The sequence below is a fragment of the Streptomyces sp. NBC_01235 genome (assembly GCF_035989285.1).
Classification (GTDB): domain Bacteria; phylum Actinomycetota; class Actinomycetes; order Streptomycetales; family Streptomycetaceae; genus Streptomyces.
This window is the reverse complement of record NZ_CP108513.1, coordinates 7,597,456-7,616,091: the sequence shown is the minus strand read 5'-3', so window position 1 is coordinate 7,616,091 and position 18,636 is coordinate 7,597,456. Positions and strand designations below refer to the sequence as shown.

Below are 18,636 nucleotides of genomic sequence, written 5' to 3'. Positions count from 1 at the left end.
CCCCAGCGCCATCCGCTTTCCCATCTACCGAGTCGGGATGGGGCCCCCGCGCAAGCGCAGCCGAGCGTGGGGGACGGTGGGCATGGGCCGGGGGTCCGGGTTGGGGCAGAAGCCCCCAGGGACCTCGGACCGCACCGGGGGTCAGCGGCCCGCCCCCATGAACCGCCGCAACACCGCCAGCAGCCCCCTGGCCTGCCGGTCGCCGCCCGTCGGGGCGTCCCCCGCCCGGACGAGTTCGCGGCCCCGGCGGGCGGGAACGAGGTCGCCGTTCAACTCGTACCGCACCGGCAGCACCTTCAGCCCCCGTACCACCGGACCCGAACGCCACGGCAACTGGTCGGGCGGGAGGGCCAGTTCGGCCTGGGCGAAGTGGTCGAAGACGCGGCCCACCGCCGTCGCCACGATCAACCCGCCCAGCTCACGCGCAGCGCTGGGGCACTGGTGGGGGCCCGCGCCCCAGCCCAGGTGGGCGCGGGTGGAGACGGCGGAGCCGACCATGTGGGAGGAGCCGATCGCCAGGAGGTCCTGGTGGGCGGCGGCCGAGGACGGGGAGACGATGTCGCCCGCGCGGATCCAGAACCGCCCCAGCCGTACGTCGCGCGCGGCGAACCGGAAGCACATGTTGGCGACGGGCGGGTTGGCGAGGGCGGCGCGGTTGACCGTCTCGCCGAGCTGCCCCGCCGACAGACTGCGGCGCACCGTCGCGTTGCCGCGCAGCACCTCCAGCAGGGTGTTGAGGACCATGTTGCCGGTGATGTCGTTGAGGTAGACGGCGTTCATGAACAGCTCCCGGCCGAGCTGTTCGTCGGTGAGGTCGGGGTCGGCGAGCATCATGTACGAGGTGAGGTCGTCGCCGGGTCGGGCTCTGCGGTGGGCGGCGAGGCGGATGAAGGCGGACAGCGCCCGGCCGGTGGCGGGGCCCGCGTCGGGACCCCCGTCGAGCATCCGCCACAGATCCATGACCAGTTCGTCGCCCAGCTCGACCGGGCAACCGAACAGCTTGGCGGTGACCATCAGCAGCAGCGGCCGGGTGTACTGCGCGCCCAGGTCGGCGAAGCCGGTCCGGCCCGACTCGGCGGCCAGCAGCGCGACCAGCTCGTCGGCGTAACGGGCGACGGCCGCCCTCAGTTCCCAGCCCTCGGGGCTCCTGGCGTCCTGGAAGGGGCGCAGGGCGGCGTGGTGGGTGCGGCGGGCGGCCCGGTGCTCCTCGTCGTCCATGAACATCATCTGCCGCACCTCGTAGCCCGCGAGCAGCGGCCAGCCGGGCGGCAGTTCGCCCTGGGCGCGGGCCCGCCAGTGCCGTACGTCGCGCCGCCACCGGTTCTCGTTCCTGAGGACCTCCAGGACCTCCCGGTACTCCAGTACGAGCCACACCGGCACGCCCATGAGGCCGACGGGCGCCACGGGACCGTACGTGCTGCGCAGGCGTCGGTACACCGCGCCGGGGTCGGCGTCGAACTCCGACGTGAGCAGCGGCTCGACGGGCAGCGACCCGAGTGCGGGGCTGTCGGCCGGTGCGAGGGCGTGGGGCTGGGCTTCCATACCGCCACGCTTACCGCACCGGCCGTGCACACGCAGTGATCACGGCACGAACTGTTACGTCTTGGTGATCCCGCGTTACGTCAGGGCGTCGGCCAGCGCCTTCGGCAGCGGCCGGCTGTGCAGCACCCCCAGCCGCTGCGTCGCCCGGGTCAGCGCCACGTACAGGTCGCTGGTGCCGTACCGGCCGGGCTCCACCACCAGGACGGAGTCGAACTCCAGCCCCTTGGACTGACGGGGGTCGAGCAGGACGACGGACCGCGTCAGGTCGGGCTGCGTGCCCGCCGTCACCCCGTCGAGCCGTGCCGCCAGGCTCCGGTGCAGCTCGCGCGGGGCGATCACCGCGAGCCGGCCCTCGGCGGGCGTCAGCTCCTCGACCGCCTTGGCCACCGCGCCCGACAGGTCGTCGGTCGCGCGCACCCAGGGCCGGGCACCCGTCGAACGGACCGAACTCGGCGGTTCGAAGTCCGGGTTCTCCGCGCGGACCACCGCCGCCGCCACCTCCATGATCTCGGCAGGGGTGCGGTAGTTGACGCCGAGCCGGGTGTGCTCCCAGCGGTCCTCGACGTACGGCTGAAGGATCCCCGACCAGGAGCCGACCCCGGCCGCCTCCGCGGTCTGCGCCGGGTCGCCGACGAGCGTCATCGAGCGGGTCGGGCTGCGCCGCATGAGCAGCCGCCAGGCCATCGGCGACAGCTCCTGCGCCTCGTCGACGATGATGTGCCCGAACGCCCAGGTCCGGTCGGCCGCCGCGCGCTCGGCGGTGCTGCGGTGGTCGTCCTCCTCGTGCCGCTCGGCGAACCGCTCGGCGTCGATGATGTCGTGCGCGGACAGGACTTCGGCGTCCTCCTCGTCCTTGTCCTCGAACTCGTAGGTGCGCGAGGCGTAGGAGACGTCCAGCACGCCCTGGGCGTAGGCGACCTGCGTCTCACGCTCCCGCTCGGCCCTGGCCCGGGCCAGCCGGTCGTCCTCGCCGAGGAGTTCGGCCGCCTCGTCGAGCAGCGGGACGTCCGCGACCGTCCACGCCCGGGTCACCGGGCGGCGGATGGCGGCCGCGTCGTCGTCGGAGACGTAGCCCACGGGGTCGGCGAGGAAGTCCGCGACCAGCCGCTGCGGGGTCAGGCGCGGCCACAACTGGTCGATGGCGGCCCAGACTTCGGGATTGTCGGCGAGCTCGTCGCGGATCTGGGTGATGTCGCTCGGATCCAGCATGTTCGAGCCGTCGTAGGGGTCGGTGCCGATGCGCTCGGCGACCATGTCCGTGAGCGTGTTGAGGATGTAGCCCTCGAAGTGCTCGCGCGCCACGTTGTGCGGCAGCCCCGCGGCGCGGGTGCGCTCGCGGGCGACGCCCACGAGGCCGTCGTCGAGCATCAGGATCTCGCGGTCGTGCTCGATCGCGATCACCGGGTCGGGCAGCGCCTGCCAGTCGCGCACGACTTCGGCGAGTACGTCCGCCATGTCGGCGCGGCCCTTCACCGCGGCCGCCCCACGGGTGTCGCTCGCCGTCGCCTTCACGCCGGGGAACAGCTCGCCGACCGTCGCGAGCAGTACGCCGGTCTCGCCCAGCGAGGGCAGCACCTCGCCGATGTAGCCGAGGAAGGCGGGGTTGGGGCCGACGATCAGCACGGCGCGCTTGGCGAGCAACTCCCGGTGCTCGTAGAGGAGATAGGCCGCGCGGTGCAGGGCGACGGCCGTCTTGCCGGTGCCGGGGCCGCCCTCGACCACCAGGACCCCTCGGTGGGGCGCCCGGATGATCTCGTCCTGCTCGGCCTGGATGGTCTGCACGATGTCGTTCATCCGGCCGGTGCGGGCGGAGTTCAGCGCGGCGAGCAGCACGGCGTCGCCGGTCGGGTCCTCGTGGCCGGTGCGGGTGGCGTCGCCGAGGTCGAGGATCTCGTCGTGCAGGGCGGTGACCCGGCGGCCCTCGGTGGTGAGGTGCCGGCGCCTGCGCAGACCGAGCGGGGTGTGGCCGGTGGCCAGGTAGAAGGGGCGGGCGACGTCGGCCCGCCAGTCGATGAGGATCGGCGTGCGTTCGGCGTCGTCGGTGCGCAGGCCGATGCGGCCGATGTGGTGGCTGGTGCCGGAGGTGAGGTCGATGCGGCCGAAGCAGAGGGAGCCGTCCACCGCGTTCAGCGCGGCCAGCAGACCCGAGCGCTCGGCGACGAGGATGTCCCGCTCCAGCCGGGCCTGCATGGGCGTGTTGCCCTGGGCGAGCGCGTCCGTGACGGAGGACTCGGTGTCGCCGCGCAGGGCGTCCACCCGCGTGTACACCCGGTCGATGAATTCCTGCTCGCGCCGCAATTCACTATCCGGAAAGTCGGTGTTTGACAATTCCACTCCCGCCCGCATATACTGTGCTCACTGAGCTTCTTTGCGACTCAATTCTCTTGAAGTCGCGAACCATCGAATATACTCAAAGAAATCCCCCGGGCGCAATTGCCCGGGGGATTTCTTCGTGTCAGGTGAGGTTTCCGGCGGGGTTCAGAGCACGTCGGACAGCTCCTCCAGCAGCCGTCGCTTGGGCCGGGCCCCCACCATGGCCTTCACGGGCTCACCGGCCCGGAACACCATGAACGTCGGCATCGACAGCACCTTGTACGCGTTGGTCGTCTCGGGGTTCATGTCCACGTTCAGCTGCACCACCTTCAGCCGCTCGCCCTCCTCCGCGGCGACCGCGCTCAGCACCGGCCCCATCTGCCGGCACGGCGGACACCAGTCGGCGGTGAACTCCACCAGCACCGGCAGATCCGCCCCGAGCACCTCCGCCCCGAAGTCCGCGTCGGTCACTTCCGCCACACCATCGGCCTTGATCACCATTCCTGCCCTCCTAGGGCCGCCCATTCGGATCACCTCGCAGACGCGAGACCTGGCACGCACATCTGCCGCGTTGTCGTCGCTCACCGGCGCCGATCAGTGGGCGCCGCTTCCCTGCGACCTGATCCGAACGACCGGCCCAGTTCGCACCCGGGCTCCGGACCCCCCGGAACCTGCGCCTCGGCGGCCAGCTCGTCGCGGGCCAGCTCGGCCCGCACCAGTTGCCCGGCGACCGTCTCCCGTACCGCCTGCAGCTCCCCGATGAGCGCGTCCAGCTCCGCCAGCTTGCGGCGGTAGACCGCGAGCGACGCAGGGCAGGAGTCGCCCTCCGGGTGCCCGGCGCGCAGACACTCCACGAAGGGCCGCGTCTCCTCCAGGTCGAACCCGAAGTCCTGAAGCGTCCTGATCTGCCGCAGCAGCTTCAGGTCGTCCTCGTCGTACGTCCGGTATCCGTTGCCGTTCCGCCGGGCGGGCAGCAGCCCCCGGGACTCGTAGTACCGCAGCGTCCGGGTCGTGGTCCCGGCCCGCGCGGCCAGCTCGCCGATGCGCATGCCTACGAACGTAAGGCTTGACGCCGACGTCAAGGCAAGAGCGGTTTGCGTTCCACGGGCGAGGTGAGCACGATCGACGTCGTCGTACGGCCCAGGGCGGAGACGGCTTCGAGGACCTCCTCCAGGTGGACGGTGTCCCGGACGGCGACCTTCAGAATCCAGCAGTCCTCGCCGACCACGTGGTGGACCTCGGTGATCTCGGGGCGCTCGATCAGTTCCAGGGTCCTGGGGTGCCGCAGGTTGTAGCCGCCGTGCGGGTTGACCCGGATGAACGCCTGGATGCCGTAGCCGAGCCGGGCGGGGCTGACGTGCGCGCCGTAGCCGCTGACGACCCCCGCGCCCTCCAGCCGCCGCACCCTCTCGGTGACGGCCGCCGGACTCAGCCGGACCCTCCGCCCCAGCTCGCTGAGCTTGATCCGCCCGTCGGTCTGCAGGAGCTCCAGGATCTGCCGGTCCAGCGCGTCGAAGGCCACCGAGGTTTCGCTGGCGGCGGCGCGCAGATGCCATGGTTCTTTCGGTACGGCGGCCGGAACTCCCATGGTTCCCCCTTCAGGACGGGCGCATACGTCAGGAGAATTATGGTCATGGAAAAGGAACGAGGGGTAAGTCCACGAGAGGTACTGGTCATCGGCGGGAACCGCTATTTCGGCAAGCGGCTGATCGCACGGCTGCTGGCCGCCGGGGACCGGGTGACGGTACTGAATCGCGGATCGTCGGCACCGCCCCCGGGCACGACGCACCTGACCGCCGACCGCGACGACGAGAACTCGCTGAACTCGGTGCTCGGTTCGCGCGTCTTCGACGTCGTCGTCGACCAGGTCTGCTACACGCCGCGCCAGGCGGCGATCGCCCGCCGCGTGTTCGCCGGCCGCACGCGCCGGTACCTGATGACGTCGACGGTCGAGGTGTACGAGTACGAGGACACGATCGCACGGGTGCGGGAGACGGACGTCGATCCACCGAGCGTGCCGGTGGATCTCCAACTCCCGTGGAACGAGCTGGAGTTCCTCGACGCCCACTACGGCGAGGGCAAGCGGCAGGCGGAGGCGGTGTTCGCGGCGGAGCCGGCGTTCCCCTGGGCGGCCGTACGGGTCGCCCATGTCCTGGGCGGGGACGACGACTTCACGGGACGGCTCGCGGACTTCGCGGACCGCATCCGCACCGGCGAGCCGATCGTCGTGCCGACGGTGAACCACCCGGCGACGTACATCTACGTGGAGGAGATCGCCGACTTCCTCTTCTGGGCGGTGGGCCAGGACTTCACCGGGCCGATCAACGCGGCCTCGCACGGCACGCTGACGACGCGGCAGCTGTGCGAGGCGGTGGCCGCGCATGTCCCCGGCGGCGAGGTGGTGTTTCAGGAGGCCGAGGTCGGCGAGGTGTCCCCGTTCTCCTTCCGCCGCTTCTACGGCATGGACAACTCCCGTGCCGTACGGCTCGGGTTCACGTTCGGCAACGCCCGGCAGTGGCTGGGGCGGGCGGTCGCCGAAACCCTGGGGCAGGTGAACTGACGTGCTTCGACGCACCCTTGGCGACCTGCGCGTGAGCGCGATCGGACTGGGCGCGATGCCCCTGTCCATCGAGGGCCGCCCCGACGAGGCCCGCGCCCTGGCGACGGTCCACGCGGCGCTGGACGCGGGGGTGACCCTGCTGGACACGGCCGACTCCTACCACCTGCCGGGCGCGGACCCCGGTCACAACGAACGCCTCCTGGCCCGCGCACTGGCCGCCTACGGCACTGTCCCGGACGACGTGCTGGTGACGACGAAGGGCGGCCGGGGCAGACCGGGCGGAGCGACGGACTGGACGGTCGACGGCGACCCCCGCCACCTGAAGTCGGCCGCGGAGGCCTCTCTGCGCCGACTGGGCGTCGAGGCGATCGGCCTGTACCAGCTCCACAAGCCCGACCCGAGGGTCCCCTTCGAGGAGTCGGTGGGCGCCCTGCGGGACCTCCTCGACGCGGGCACCATCCGGCTGGCCGGCATCTCCAACACGAACACGGACCAGATCCGCCGCGCCCGCGCGATCCTCGGCGACCGGCTCGTGTCGGTCCAGAACCGCTACTCCCCCGCCGTGGCCGACAGCGAGCCCGAACTGCGCCTGGCGACCGAGCTGGGCCTGGCGTTCCTCCCCTGGAGCCCCTTGGGCGGCATCTCCCGCAGCTCCCTGGAGCGACCGTCCGAGGCTCGCGGGGCGTCCGAGGCGCGCGGAGCGTCCGAGGCGTCCGACGCGTCTAAGGCGGGCGAGGCATCCGAGGCGGGTGGGGCGGGCGAGGCGTCCGAGGCGGGCGGGGCATCCGAGGCGGGCGGAGCGCGCGGGGCGTCCGAGGCGGGCGGCGGGCGTCGCTTCGGTACGTTCCACGAGATCGCCCGCGAGCGGGGCGTGAGCCCCCAACAGATCTGCCTCGCCTGGCTCCTGTCCCGCTCCCCCACGGTGATCCCGATCCCCGGCGCGTCCCGCCCGGAGACGATACGGGACTCGGCGGGGGCGGCCGATCTGGTGCTGAGTGAAGAGGAGTCGGGGCGACTGGAGGCGTCGGTGGAACGGGGTCGGGCGCAGGTGGAGGGACGGTCGCTTCAGCCGTGACCCGCGGCCCGCTCCAGCCGCGTCCCCGCCGCCACCCCGCGCCCCGCGCCCCGTGAGGAGCAGGAGCGGGGCGGAGACCGGTCCCCGGATCTCCGCGCCCTCGTCCCGGCTCCACTCACTGTCCGTGGCGACGAGGCGTACGGACGGGAGGGGCCAGGGGCGGGGCCAGGGGTGGGGCGCGAAGCGCATCGTCCCGACGCGGTCGGCCGCGTCGCGGGCGGGCTCCGGGGCATCGCCCGGTCCCGGCTGGTGTGCGGGGCGGCGAAGGCGTGGGCGGCCAAGGGGGTCGCCGACGCGGTCATCGCCGAGGTGGAGAAGAGGCGGGCGGCCAAGAGGGGCGCCGACGCGGTCGTCGCCGAGGTGGAGAAGAGGTGGGTGGCCCATCCGGGCGTGCGCCGCATGCGGCGGCCGCGGGCGCTCACACTGCTGCGGGAGATCACGTCCGCGGGTCCGTGATCTCCCGCAGCGGGAGCGAGTTATCCCCGCGGCAGGCGCGAGTGATCTGCCGCAGCGGGAGCGTGTGATCTGCCGTCCGGAGACAGCAGAAACCGGGCGACCGAGCCACGGGGGAGTGCTCGGCCGCCCGGAGACGGTGGGGCGAGGGTGGTGCGGTGCCCGGGTGTCCGGCCCCGGTTCAGGCGGGGCCGGACACCCGGAGTCGGGGGCCTTCGGCGGATCAGGCCTTGGCCAGTTCCTTCTCGCCGTCCTCGCGCTGCTCGGGCACGTCCGCCAGGACGGCGTCGCCCTCGTCGAGCAGGGTCTTCTCGTCGAAGGGCAGAGCGCCGGCGAGCACGAGCTGGACGCGCTCCTTGTCGATCTCCTTGGTCCAGGTCCCGATCAGGACGGTCGCGACGGCGTTGCCGGCGAAGTTGGTGAGGGCGCGGGCCTCGCTCATGAAGCGGTCGATGCCGACGATGAGGCCGATGCCGTCCACCAGGGCGGGCTTGTGCGACTGCAGACCGCCGGCCAGGGTCGCCAGACCGGCGCCGCTGACGCCTGCCGCGCCCTTGGAGGCGAGGAGCAGGAAGAGCAGCAGCGGGATCTGCTCGCCGATGGACATCGGGGTGCCCATCGCGTCGGCGATGTACAGCGACGCCATGGTCATGTAGATCATGGTGCCGTCGAGGTTGAAGGAGTAGCCGGTCGGGACGGTGATGCCGACGACGGGCTTGCTGACGCCCAGGTGCTCCATCTTCGCGATGAGGCGCGGCAGCGCGGACTCGGAGGAGGAGGTGGACAGGATCAGCAGGAACTCACGGCCCAGGTACTTGAAGAGCTTGAGGATGTTCAGGCCGGTGACGGCGCGCAGCAGGGCCGCGAGCACGATGAAGACGAACAGGAAACAGGTCGCGTAGAAGCCGAGCATCAGCACGGCGAGGCTCTTCAGCGCGTCCACGCCGGCCGAACCGACCACGGCGGCGATGGCGCCGAAGGCGCCGATCGGGGCCGCCCACATGACCATGGCGAGGATGCGGAAGACGAGCCGCTGGATGTGCTCGACGCCGCGCAGCACCGGCTGGCCGACGGGCCCCATGGCCTGCAGCGCGAAGCCGGCGAGCAGCGCGACCAGCAGGGTCTGCAGCACCTGGCCCTGGGTGAAGGCGGAGACGAATGTCAGCGGGATGATCGACAGTACGAAGTCGACCGGCGGCAGCGCGTCGGCGGACACCTGGTCGTGCCCGGACGCCTTGATCGCGTCGGTCAGGTGCATCCCGTCGCCCGGGTGCAGGACGTTGCCGACGACGAGACCGATGGTGAGCGCGACGAGCGACATCACCGTGAAGTAGCCGAGCGCGATACCGCCGACGGCGCCGACCTTGGCGGCCTTTCGTACGGATCCGATGCCCAGCACGATCGTGCAGAAGATGATGGGCGAGATCATCATCTTGATCAGGTTCACGAAGCCCGTGCCCAGGGGCTTGAGCTCGACTCCGGCATCGGGCCAGATCAGGCCCACCGCGATGCCGAGCGCCACCGCGACGATCACCGCGATGTACAGATAGTGGGTGCGGTCCCGCTTGACTGCGGGTGCGGCAGGTGCCGTATCGGGGGTGCTGCTGGCGGCCACGGCTGCCCTCCTTGACGTCTTCGTCGGCATCACCGGCGTGCGGCTCACGTCCGGGGAGTTATGGGGGAATGCCGTGACTATCCCCTGCCTCTGTGAGCGCGGTCACCCTTCCGTTCATTTAGTTCACACTTAACCTCGGGGGCACACTGACGACATGCGCATCCCCGACCTCCCGAGACCCCGCAGCCTGGCGGGCCAGCTCTTCGCCATGCAGGCCGTGCTGATAGCGGTGCTCGTCGCGGGATACGCGCTGTTCACATACGTCAGCGACCGCAGCCAGGCCGAGGAGGCCGCGGGCCGCCAGGCCAAGGCCGTGGCCCGCTCGGTCGCCGACTCCCCCTCGGTGCGGTCGGCCATCCGGACGCCGAACCCCACCGCCGAGCTCCAGCCCTACGCCCTGCGGATCATGAAGGACACCGAGGTCGACTTCGTCACGATCATGAACCCGCAGGGCATCCGCTGGACCCACCCGGAAGAGAGCCAGATCGGCCAGCGCTTCCGCGGCAACACGGCGAAGGCCCTGAAGGGCGCGACCTTCACCGAGACCTACACCGGCACCCTCGGCGCGTCCGTCCGCGCGGTCACCCCGATCGAGGACGAGAACGACCGGATCATCGGCCTGGTCAGCGCGGGCATCAAGGTCGAGTCGATCAGCGAGCGGGTGCAGGACCAGGTGACGGCCCTGTTCGCGGTGGCCGTCGGCGCGCTCGCCCTCGGCGCGATCGGCACGTACCTCATCAACGCGTCCCTGCGCCGGCACACCCACGGCATGAACGCGGCGGAGCTCAGCCGGATGCACGACTACCACCAGGCCGCGTTGCACGCGGTGCGCGAGGGGTTGCTGATGCTGGACGGCCAGTACAGGGTGGCGCTGATCAACGACGGGGGCCGGGAGCTGCTGGGCGTCTCCGGGGAGGTGGTGGGCACGTCGGTGGCGGACCTCGGCCTGCCGGCCCCCCTGACGGGCGCGCTGCTGTCCTCGGAACCCCGGGTGGACGAGGTCCACCTGGCGGCGGACCGGGTGCTGGTGGTGAACACGTCACCGGTGTCGGGCGGCGAGCGCAGGGGCACGGTCGTCACTCTGCGTGATGTCACCGAACTCCAGTCCCTGATGGGCGAGTTGGACTCCGAGCGGGGCTTCACGCAGGCGCTGCGCTCGCAGGCCCACGAGGCGGCGAACCGCCTGCACACGGTCGTCTCGCTGATCGAGCTGGGCCGCGCGGAGGACGCCGTCGACTTCGCGACGGCGGAACTGGAACTGGCCCAGGCGCTCACGGACCAGGTGGTCGCGGCGGTCAGCGAGCCGGTCCTTGCGGCCCTGCTGCTGGGCAAGACCGCGCAGGCGAACGAGCGGGGCGTGGAGCTGGTGGTCTCACAGGAGAGCGGCCTGGACGACGGCCTGCTCCCGAAGTCCCTGCCGGCCCGGGATCTGGTGACGATCCTGGGCAACCTCATCGACAACGCCGTGGACGCGGCGCAGGGGAGCGTACCGGCGCGGGTGACCGTCACCGCGTCCACGCAGGGCGACGAGCTCCTGCTCCGGGTGACGGACACGGGAGGGGGCGTGGATCCCGCGCACGCCTCCCTGGTCTTCGAACGCGGCTTCTCCACGAAACCGGCGGGGCCGGGCGGCCGGGGCCTCGGACTGGCCCTGGTCCGGCAGGCCGTGCACCGGCACGACGGGACGCTGTCGGTGGCGGAGGCCGAGGGCGGCGGAGCCGAGTTCACGGTCCGCCTGCCGTTGCGGGCGACCGCCGCGTCCGGTACTGCCGGATCCGTGCCGACATCAGGGTCTACGTCCGGAGGCAGGGGATGACAGGCGAAGAGCCGATCAGAGTGCTGATCGTGGAGGACGATCCGGTCGCCGCGGACGCCCATGTCATGTACGTCGGACGGGTGCCCGGGTTCGTCGCGGTGGGCAAGGCGCACACGGGCGCGGAGGCCCGACGCCTGCTGGACCGCACGCCGGTGGACCTGCTGCTGCTCGACCTGCACCTCCCGGACGCGCATGGGTTGCAGCTGGCCCGCTCGCTGCGGGCGGCCGGGTATCACGCGGACGTGATCGCGGTGACGTCGGCGCGGGACCTGACGGTGGTGCGCGAGGGCGTCTCCCTGGGGGTCGTCCAGTACGTGCTGAAGCCGTTCACGTTCGCGACCCTGCGGGACCGGCTCGTGCGGTACGCCGAGTTCCGGGGTGCCGCGGGCGAGGCGAGCGGCCAGGACGAGGTCGACCGCGCCCTGGCCGCCCTACGCGCGCCCGGGCCCGCGGCGCTCCCGAAGGGGCTGAGCGCACCGACGCTGGAACGGGTCACGGAGACCGTGCGGGAGGCGCGGGAGGGGCTCACCGCGGCCGGGGTGGCCGAGGCGGTGGGGATCTCCCGGATCACCGCCCGGCGCTACCTGGAACATCTGGTGGAGGCCGGGCGGGCGGAGCGCAAGCCGTTGTACGGGCAGGTCGGGAGGCCGGAGCTGGTGTACCGGTGGGTGCGGGCGGCCCGCGGGAAGTGAGGGCCGCGGCACGGCTTCGGCGACTCCGACGTCACTCACCCCCACTCGCGTTTCCGCTCCCGCCTCCATTCCCGCTTCCACCCACGCCTCCGCTCCCGCTTCCACCCACGCCTCCATTCCCGCTTCCACCCACGTTTCCGCTCCCGCTTCCACCCCCGCCTCCGCTCACGCCTCCGTTCCCGCTTCCACCCACGCTTCCACCCACGTTTCCGCTCCCGCTTCCACCCACGTTTCCGCTCCCGCTTCCACCCACGTTTCCGCTCCCGCTTCCACCCACGTTTCCGCTCACGCCCCCGCTCCCGAACGGCAGCGCGTACCGCACCACGAACACCGCCAGCCCCGCCACGGCTCCCGCCTCGGCCAGGGACAGCACCAGCAGGCCCGCCGAGACCTGCCCCCCGCCCCAGTACACGACCAGCGCGGCCAACGGCACGACACAGAACGCCAGCAGGTCGACGGCACACTGCACGACCTTCCGGGACACCCGCCCGGCATCACCTCGGTGAAAGGTCTCCCACCGGAAAACCGCGTCGGTACCCGTCAGTTCCGCCAGCCGTGGCCCCAACTCCCCCCGGACATACCGCCCGATGGCCGAGATCTTCTCGTCGTTGACCAGGTAGGTCCACCCCAGCACGACACACACCGGCGGCAACGCCAGCAGCATCGACGTCTGCTTGGCCTGGGCCGCCGCGGCGATGACAGCGGCCACCACCGCCAGCGTCACGTACAGCAGGTTGTCCCGGAACCCGATCCGCGCCTTCTGCTCGTCCTTGACGCTCTGGTACTCGGCCAGCAGCAACTGCCCCACACCGACGTCCAGTTCGGCCACCGCAACCACCCTCTCCCCCGATGAACCTGGCAGTACCTTAAGGGAGTCCGGAGATCCGCCAGGAGGTCGAGGGCTGGTACGGCGTGGGCAAGACCCTTGCCAACCCGGCCCGCACGCACAGGGGCGCCGACGCCCCGGCCCTGGCCCTGGCCCGCACCGCCTGCCTCCGGTCGGCCGACGCCTGCACCCGGGCCGACGCGCCCACCGAAGCCGCCGCGGCCCGCTCCGCCGCAGCCCGACCGACCCACCGGCCTCCCCCATGACTTCCTACAACCCGTGACGATGGCCAAACCGCCCGTAGCCATCCCCCTCCCCACCCCCTACCGTGTCCCCCGTGCCCAGACCCCCGTCCCACACCCGCCAGGCAGGTCCTCCCTTCAACGCCCCCGCGGCCCGCAAGTTCCGTGTCGCCCTCGGTATGACCCCGGCTCATGTCGCCCACGGGCTGCGTGCCTCCTATGCCCTCCCGCACGCCACCCCCGACCTCGTGAACGCCTGGGAACGGGGGACGCTGACCCCCGCCCACCCCGAACTCACCGCCCTCGCAGGGGTGTTGTGGTGCTCGCCCGCCGAGCTGATCGGCAGGCCCCGCACCCTGCGTGAACACCGCATCGCCCGAGGATTCGCCCCGGAGGACGTCGCCCGGGCCGTGGGGCACGAGTTCTTGGCGTACACGCGGATGGAGGAGAGCGGGCAGTGGCGCGGCACGGACCGGCAGTCCGCCGCGCTCGCCGAGCTTCTCGACCTCTCGCTGCCCGACCTGATCACCGTCACCGGCCACGAGGCCGGGCTCGCCGACCTGCTGCGCATAGCCGTCCGCACGCGCTGGCAGGCGTACGTCAAACCGGTGGGCAAGATCGTGCCCCTGGACCGGCGGCTCCTGGAGGACGCCCTCCAGGAGTTGCACCAGGCGTACCAGGGGCAGACGGTCGCCACGCCGAGCCGGGACGGCGGCAGCGCGGCCGGGGAGGCGAGCGACGCCGGCCAGGACTTCCTCGACCGGATCGTCGACAACTTCTGGACGAGCCTGGAAAGCCGGACCGCCTAGAAACCGCGACAAACGCCTGAAGACGTCCAGAAACCGGATCGTCTAGAAAACCGACTCCGCCTCGACGATCCGGTCCTTCGGCACCGTCTTCAGCTCCGTCACCGCGTCCGCCAGCGGCACCATCACGATGTCCGTCCCGCGCAGCGCCGTCATCCGCCCGAACTGGCCGCGGTGCGCGGCCTCCACCGCGTGCCAGCCGAACCGGGTCGCGAGGACGCGGTCGTACGCCGTCGGGACGCCGCCGCGCTGGACGTGGCCGAGGATGACCGGGCGGGCCTCCTTGCCGAGCCGCTTCTCCAGCTCGTACGCCAGAGCCGTGCCGATGCCCTGGAAACGCTCGTGGCCGAACCGGTCGATCGCGCCCTTGGTGTAGTCCATCGAGCCGTCGGCCGGGTGCGCGCCCTCCGCGACGCAGATCACCGCGAACTTCTTGCCGCGTGCGAACCGCGCCTCGACCATCTTCACCAGGTCAGCGGGGTCGAAGGGACGCTCCGGCAGGCAGATGCCGTGCGCGCCGGCCGCCATCCCGGACTCCAGCGCGATCCAGCCCGCGTGGCGGCCCATGACCTCGACGACCATCACGCGCTGGTGAGACTCGGCCGTCGTCTTCAGCCGGTCCATCGCCTCCGTCGCGACGCCGACCGCCGTGTCGAAGCCGAACGTGCGGTCCGTGGACGAGATGTCGTTGTCGATCGTCTTCGGGACGCCGACCACCGGCAGCCCGGCGTCCGACAGCATCCGCGCCGCCGTCAGCGTGCCCTCGCCGCCGATCGGGATGAGCGCGTCGATACCGAAGTCGTGGATCATGTCGGAGGCGCTCTCGCAGGCCTCGCGCAACCGGTCGCGCTCCAGGCGGGAGGAGCCGAGGATGGTGCCGCCGCGGGCCAGGATGCCGCTCACGGCGTTGAGGTCGAGGGTGCGGTAGCGGCCGTCCAGGAGACCCGCGTACCCGTCCTCGAAGCCGATGACCTCGTCGCCGTAGTTGTCGACGGCGCGGTGCACGACCGACCGGATCACTGCGTTCAGGCCGGGGCAGTCGCCGCCTGCGGTGAGAACTCCGATGCGCATCGTGCTGTGTCTCCTGCTCGCTGTGGATACCGGTGAGCCAGGTCCGATTGTTTCACGCCGCCGAGTGGGCTGTCGCTTGACGGGCGTCTTATCCACGGCCAGGGGTATTGTCAAGAGGGATCTGCTCACCTAGGTGGGCGATTTTTGTGTCCCTGTTCGTGTCCCCGTAACGAGCTGTAAAGAAAACGAACTGCAAGGAAACGGAGAGCCCGCGTGACCCGCAGCGTGTACGTCACCGGTATCGACCGCGGCGACGGCCGCCAGGTCGTCGAGCTGGGGATCATGGAGCTCCTGACCCGGCAGGTCGACCGGGTGGGCGTCTTCCGTCCCCTCGTCCACGACGGGCCCGACCGGTTGTTCGAGTTGCTGCGGGCCCGCTACCGGCTGGCGCAGGACCCCGCGACCGTCTACGGCATGGACTACCACGAGGCGTCCGCCCTCCAGGCCGAGCAGGGGGCCGACGAGCTGGTCTCGACCCTCGTCGACCGGTTCCACCGGGTCGCCCGCGACTACGACGTCGTCCTCGTCCTGGGAACCGACTACGCCGACACCCAGTTCCCCGACGAACTCGCCCTCAACGCACGCCTCGCCAACGAGTTCGGCGCGTCCGTGATCCCGGTCGTCGGCGGGCGCAAGCAGACCGCGGAGTCCGTGCTCGCCGAGACCCGCAACGCCTTCCGGGCGTACAAGGGCCTCGGGTGCGACATCCTCGCCATGATCGCCAACCGGGTCGACCGTGAGGACCGCGACGAGATCGCCTCCCACCTCGCCAACCGCCTCCCCGTCCCCTGTTACGTGCTGCCCGACGAGCCGGCCCTCTCCGCGCCGACCGTCGCGCAGATCAGCCACGCCCTGGGCGCGAAGGTGGTGCTGGGCGACGACTCGGGACTGGCCCGCGACGCCCTCGGCTTCGTCTTCGGCGGGGCCATGCTGCCGAACTTCCTGGCCGCCCTCACCCCGGGCGCCCTGGTCGTCACCCCGGGCGACCGGGCCGACCTGGTCATCGGCGCCCTGGCCGCGCACAGTGCCGGCACCCCGCCGATAGCCGGGGTGCTCCTCACCCTCAACGAGGTCCCGACGGACGAGATCCTCACGCTCGCCGCCCGCCTCGCCCCAGGCACCCCCGTCGTCTCGGTGCCCGGCAACAGCTTCCCCACCGCCGAGCAGCTGTTCTCCATGGAGGGCAAGCTGAACGCGGCCACCCCGCGCAAGGCCGAGACCGCGCTCGGCCTCTTCGAGCGGCACGTCGACACCGGCGAGCTGCTCAAGCGGGTCTCCGCGCCGAGCACCGACCGTGTCACCCCGATGATGTTCGAGCACAAGCTCCTCGAACAGGCCCGCTCCGACAAGCGCCGGGTCGTCCTCCCGGAGGGGTCGGAGGAGCGGGTCCTGCACGCGGCCGAAGTCCTGCTGCGTCGCGGCGTCTGCGACCTCACCCTCCTCGGGCCCGTCGACCAGATCCGCAAGAAGGCCGCCGACCTGGGCATCGACCTCGGCGACTGCCAGTTGATCGACCCGGCCACCAGTGAGCTGCGCGACTCCTTCGCGGAGAAGTACGCCGGGTTCCGCGCCCACAAGGGCGTCACGGTGGAGTTGGCGTACGACGTCGTCTCGGACGTGAACTACTTCGGCACGCTGATGGTCCAGGAGGGCCTCGCCGACGGCATGGTCTCGGGGTCCGTGCACTCCACGGCCGCCACCATCCGGCCCGCCTTCGAGATCATCAAGACCAAGCCGGACGCCGGCATCGTCTCGTCCGTGTTCTTCATGTGCCTCGCCGACAAGGTCCTCGTCTACGGCGACTGCGCCGTGAACCCCGACCCGAACGCCGAGCAGCTCGCCGACATCGCCATCCAGTCGGCGGCGACCGCCGCCCAGTTCGGCGTGGAGCCGCGGATCGCGATGCTGTCGTACTCCACCGGTACGTCCGGCTCGGGCGCCGACGTCGACAAGGTGCGGGAGGCGACGGAGCAGGTCCGTGCCCGACGCCCCGACCTGAAGATCGAGGGGCCGATCCAGTACGACGCGGCCGTGGAGCCCACCGTCGCCGCGACCAAGCTGCCGGGGTCCGAAGTCGCCGGGCAGGCCAGCGTGTTGATCTTCCCGGACCTCAACACCGGCAACAACACCTACAAGGCCGTGCAGCGTTCGGCCGGCGCGATCGCGGTCGGGCCGGTGCTCCAGGGGCTGCGCAAGCCCGTCAACGACCTGTCCCGGGGCGCCCTGGTCCAGGACATCGTCAACACCGTCGCCATCACGGCGATCCAGGCCCAGATCTCGAGTGAGAAGGCAACCGCCCAGTGACTGGCACCCGCGTCCTCGTCCTCAACTCCGGCTCCTCGTCGGTGAAGTACCAACTGCTCGACATGCGGGACAGCAGCCGACTGGCGAGCGGCCTCGTCGAGCGCATCGGTGAGCAGTCCTCCCGGCTCAGGCACACGCCCCTCGCGACCGGCGGCGAGAGCCGTGAGTGGAGCGGGCCGATCGCCGACCACGACGCCGCGCTGAAGGCCGTCGCGGAGGAGCTGGCGAAGGACGGGCTGGGGCTCGACTCCCCCGAGCTCGCCGCCATCGGTCACCGCGTGGTGCACGGCGGCAAGCACTTCACCGAGCCGACGGTGATCGACGAGGCCGTCCTCGCCGAGATCGAGCGGCTGATCCCCGTCGCGCCGCTGCACAACCCGGCCAACCTCACCGGCATCCGCACCGCGACGGCGCTGCGGCCCGACCTGCCCCAGGTCGCCGTGTTCGACACCGCCTTCCACACGACGATGCCGGAGGCGGCGGCCCGCTACGCGATCGACGTCGAGACCGCCGACACGCACCGCGTGCGGCGCTACGGCTTCCACGGGACCTCGCACGCGTACGTCTCCCGTGCGACGGCGAAGCTGCTCGGGAAGACCCCCGAAGAGGTGAACGTCATCGTGCTGCACCTCGGCAACGGGGCGTCCGCGTCGGCGGTCGAGAGGGGCCGGTGCGTGGACACCTCCATGGGGCTCACCCCGCTCGAAGGCCTCGTCATGGGCACCCGCTCCGGGGACGTCGATCCGGCCGTCATCTTCCATTTGGCGCGTGTTGGGGGAATGTCCATCGACGAAATCGACACTCTTCTCAACAAGAAGAGCGGTCTGATCGGGCTGTGCGGTGACAACGACATGCGGGAGATCCGTCGCCGGATCGACGAGGGCGACGAGCGGGCGAAGCTCGCCTTCGACATCTACATTCACCGGTTGAAGAAGTACATCGGCGCCTATTACGCGGTACTCGGCAGCGTCGACGCGGTCGCGTTCACCGCCGGGGTCGGGGAGAACGCGGCGCCGGTGCGGGAGGCGGCCGTCGCGGGCCTGGAGTCGCTGGGGCTGGCGGTGGACGGCGCGCTGAACGCCGTACGCGGCGACGAGCCGCGGCTGATCTCGCCCGTCGGCGCGCGGGTGGCGGTCGCCGTGGTGCCGACGGACGAGGAACTGGAGATCGCCACGCAGACCTACGCACTGGTGAGGCGGTATTGATATGCGGCTCCGCCGCGGGGCAACTGAGCAGGAAAGCAACTGAGCACAAGGCCTCTCATTTGTATCTTCCGCCAGACGGAATATTCCGTAGCGAAACAAACCGATAGGATCGCCCC

16 protein-coding genes and 1 pseudogene are annotated in these 18,636 nt (G+C 71.3%); 9 read left to right on the top strand and 8 right to left on the bottom strand.

What is annotated here, in order from left to right; translation table 11 throughout:
* Window positions 1–141: 141 nt before the first annotated feature.
* The 5 genes from OG289_RS34430 to OG289_RS34410 form a co-directional block, all read right to left on the bottom strand.
* A complete protein-coding gene (locus OG289_RS34430) occupies window positions 142–1,542 on the bottom strand; it encodes a cytochrome (RefSeq protein WP_327317942.1) in 1,401 nt (466 codons plus the stop codon).
* Between the two features lie 75 nt (window positions 1,543–1,617).
* Complete coding sequence (locus OG289_RS34425; protein ID WP_327317941.1) at window positions 1,618–3,888, bottom strand: HelD family protein; 2,271 nt, start codon at window positions 3,886–3,888, stop codon at window positions 1,618–1,620.
* Between the two features lie 132 nt (window positions 3,889–4,020).
* On the bottom strand, window positions 4,021–4,356 hold the full coding sequence (locus tag OG289_RS34420) for a thioredoxin family protein (RefSeq protein ID WP_327317940.1): 336 nt from the start codon (window positions 4,354–4,356) through the stop codon (window positions 4,021–4,023).
* An 80-nt stretch (window positions 4,357–4,436) separates the two neighbouring features.
* Window positions 4,437–4,904 carry a MerR family transcriptional regulator gene (locus tag OG289_RS34415; RefSeq protein WP_327317939.1) on the bottom strand — a complete coding sequence of 156 codons (468 nt, stop codon included), beginning with the start codon at window positions 4,902–4,904 and terminating at the stop codon, window positions 4,437–4,439.
* A 29-nt stretch (window positions 4,905–4,933) separates the two neighbouring features.
* Window positions 4,934–5,443, bottom strand: coding sequence for an Lrp/AsnC family transcriptional regulator (locus OG289_RS34410; protein WP_327317938.1), 510 nt, complete (start codon window positions 5,441–5,443; stop codon window positions 4,934–4,936).
* Window positions 5,444–5,482: 39 nt separating this feature from the next.
* On the opposite strand from OG289_RS34410, the gene OG289_RS34405 reads away from it, so the two are divergent.
* The 3 genes from OG289_RS34405 to OG289_RS34395 all read left to right on the top strand — a co-directional run bounded on the left by OG289_RS34405 (window position 5,483) and on the right by OG289_RS34395 (window position 7,946).
* Window positions 5,483–6,415, top strand: coding sequence for an NAD-dependent epimerase/dehydratase family protein (locus tag OG289_RS34405; protein ID WP_327317937.1), 933 nt, complete (start codon window positions 5,483–5,485; stop codon window positions 6,413–6,415).
* A 1-nt stretch (window position 6,416) separates the two neighbouring features.
* Window positions 6,417–7,490, top strand: coding sequence for an aldo/keto reductase (locus tag OG289_RS34400; protein ID WP_327317936.1), 1,074 nt, complete (start codon window positions 6,417–6,419; stop codon window positions 7,488–7,490).
* A 171-nt stretch (window positions 7,491–7,661) separates the two neighbouring features.
* The gene (locus tag OG289_RS34395) at window positions 7,662–7,946 is read left to right on the top strand and encodes a hypothetical protein (RefSeq protein ID WP_327317935.1); all 285 of its coding nucleotides are present in this window, start codon (window positions 7,662–7,664) and stop codon (window positions 7,944–7,946) included.
* A gap of 220 nt (window positions 7,947–8,166) precedes the next feature.
* Here OG289_RS34395 and OG289_RS34390 read toward each other — a convergent pair whose 3' ends face one another.
* Window positions 8,167–9,588 carry a cation:dicarboxylate symporter family transporter gene (locus OG289_RS34390; protein ID WP_327320893.1) on the bottom strand — a complete coding sequence of 474 codons (1,422 nt, stop codon included), beginning with the start codon at window positions 9,586–9,588 and terminating at the stop codon, window positions 8,167–8,169.
* A 124-nt stretch (window positions 9,589–9,712) separates the two neighbouring features.
* Between OG289_RS34390 and OG289_RS34385 the strand changes: the two genes are divergently transcribed.
* Entirely contained in the window at window positions 9,713–11,374 is a 1,662-nt protein-coding gene (locus OG289_RS34385) for a sensor histidine kinase (RefSeq protein WP_327317934.1), read from the top strand.
* Window positions 11,371–12,066, top strand: coding sequence for a response regulator (locus OG289_RS34380; RefSeq protein WP_327317933.1), 696 nt, complete (start codon window positions 11,371–11,373; stop codon window positions 12,064–12,066). The genes OG289_RS34385 and OG289_RS34380 overlap by 4 nt, the downstream gene beginning before the upstream one ends.
* Before the next feature lie 295 nt (window positions 12,067–12,361).
* Here OG289_RS34380 and OG289_RS34375 read toward each other — a convergent pair.
* A pseudogene (locus OG289_RS34375) lies at window positions 12,362–12,895 on the bottom strand (hypothetical protein); the annotation flags it as partial.
* Window positions 12,896–12,978: 83 nt separating this feature from the next.
* On the opposite strand from OG289_RS34375, the gene OG289_RS34370 reads away from it, so the two are divergent.
* The gene (locus OG289_RS34370; protein ID WP_327317932.1) at window positions 12,979–13,158 is read left to right on the top strand and encodes a hypothetical protein; all 180 of its coding nucleotides are present in this window, start codon (window positions 12,979–12,981) and stop codon (window positions 13,156–13,158) included.
* Window positions 13,159–13,313: 155 nt separating this feature from the next.
* Window positions 13,314–13,943 carry an XRE family transcriptional regulator gene (locus OG289_RS34365; protein ID WP_327320892.1) on the top strand — a complete coding sequence of 210 codons (630 nt, stop codon included), beginning with the start codon at window positions 13,314–13,316 and terminating at the stop codon, window positions 13,941–13,943.
* A gap of 42 nt (window positions 13,944–13,985) precedes the next feature.
* On the opposite strand, the gene OG289_RS34360 is transcribed toward OG289_RS34365, so the two are convergent.
* Entirely contained in the window at window positions 13,986–15,011 is a 1,026-nt protein-coding gene (locus OG289_RS34360; RefSeq protein ID WP_327317931.1) for an ATP-dependent 6-phosphofructokinase, read from the bottom strand.
* A 213-nt stretch (window positions 15,012–15,224) separates the two neighbouring features.
* Between OG289_RS34360 and pta the strand changes: the two genes are divergently transcribed.
* Both pta and OG289_RS34350 read left to right on the top strand, forming a co-directional pair.
* Window positions 15,225–17,315 carry a phosphate acetyltransferase gene (pta, locus tag OG289_RS34355; protein WP_327317930.1) on the top strand — a complete coding sequence of 697 codons (2,091 nt, stop codon included), beginning with the start codon at window positions 15,225–15,227 and terminating at the stop codon, window positions 17,313–17,315.
* On the top strand, window positions 17,312–18,520 hold the full coding sequence (locus tag OG289_RS34350; RefSeq protein ID WP_327317929.1) for an acetate kinase: 1,209 nt from the start codon (window positions 17,312–17,314) through the stop codon (window positions 18,518–18,520). The genes pta and OG289_RS34350 overlap by 4 nt, the downstream gene beginning before the upstream one ends.
* Window positions 18,521–18,636 lie beyond the last annotated feature (116 nt).

What these genes read in the sequence shown, in the direction of transcription:
- OG289_RS34430 (WP_327317942.1), bottom strand. Translation starts at nt 1,542, where the DNA reads ATGGAAGCCCAGCCCCACGCCCTCGCACCGGCCGACAGCCCCGCACTC.
- OG289_RS34405 (WP_327317937.1), top strand. Translation starts at nt 5,483, where the DNA reads ATGGTCATGGAAAAGGAACGAGGGGTAAGTCCACGAGAGGTACTGGTC.
- OG289_RS34360 (WP_327317931.1), bottom strand. Translation starts at nt 15,011, where the DNA reads ATGCGCATCGGAGTTCTCACCGCAGGCGGCGACTGCCCCGGCCTGAAC.
- OG289_RS34390 (WP_327320893.1), bottom strand. Translation starts at nt 9,588, where the DNA reads ATGCCGACGAAGACGTCAAGGAGGGCAGCCGTGGCCGCCAGCAGCACC.
- OG289_RS34420 (WP_327317940.1), bottom strand. Translation starts at nt 4,356, where the DNA reads ATGGTGATCAAGGCCGATGGTGTGGCGGAAGTGACCGACGCGGACTTC.
- OG289_RS34365 (WP_327320892.1), top strand. Translation starts at nt 13,314, where the DNA reads ATGACCCCGGCTCATGTCGCCCACGGGCTGCGTGCCTCCTATGCCCTC.
- OG289_RS34410 (WP_327317938.1), bottom strand. Translation starts at nt 5,443, where the DNA reads ATGGGAGTTCCGGCCGCCGTACCGAAAGAACCATGGCATCTGCGCGCC.
- OG289_RS34425 (WP_327317941.1), bottom strand. Translation starts at nt 3,888, where the DNA reads ATGCGGGCGGGAGTGGAATTGTCAAACACCGACTTTCCGGATAGTGAA.
- OG289_RS34415 (WP_327317939.1), bottom strand. Translation starts at nt 4,904, where the DNA reads ATGCGCATCGGCGAGCTGGCCGCGCGGGCCGGGACCACGACCCGGACG.
- OG289_RS34385 (WP_327317934.1), top strand. Translation starts at nt 9,713, where the DNA reads ATGCGCATCCCCGACCTCCCGAGACCCCGCAGCCTGGCGGGCCAGCTC.
- OG289_RS34380 (WP_327317933.1), top strand. Translation starts at nt 11,371, where the DNA reads ATGACAGGCGAAGAGCCGATCAGAGTGCTGATCGTGGAGGACGATCCG.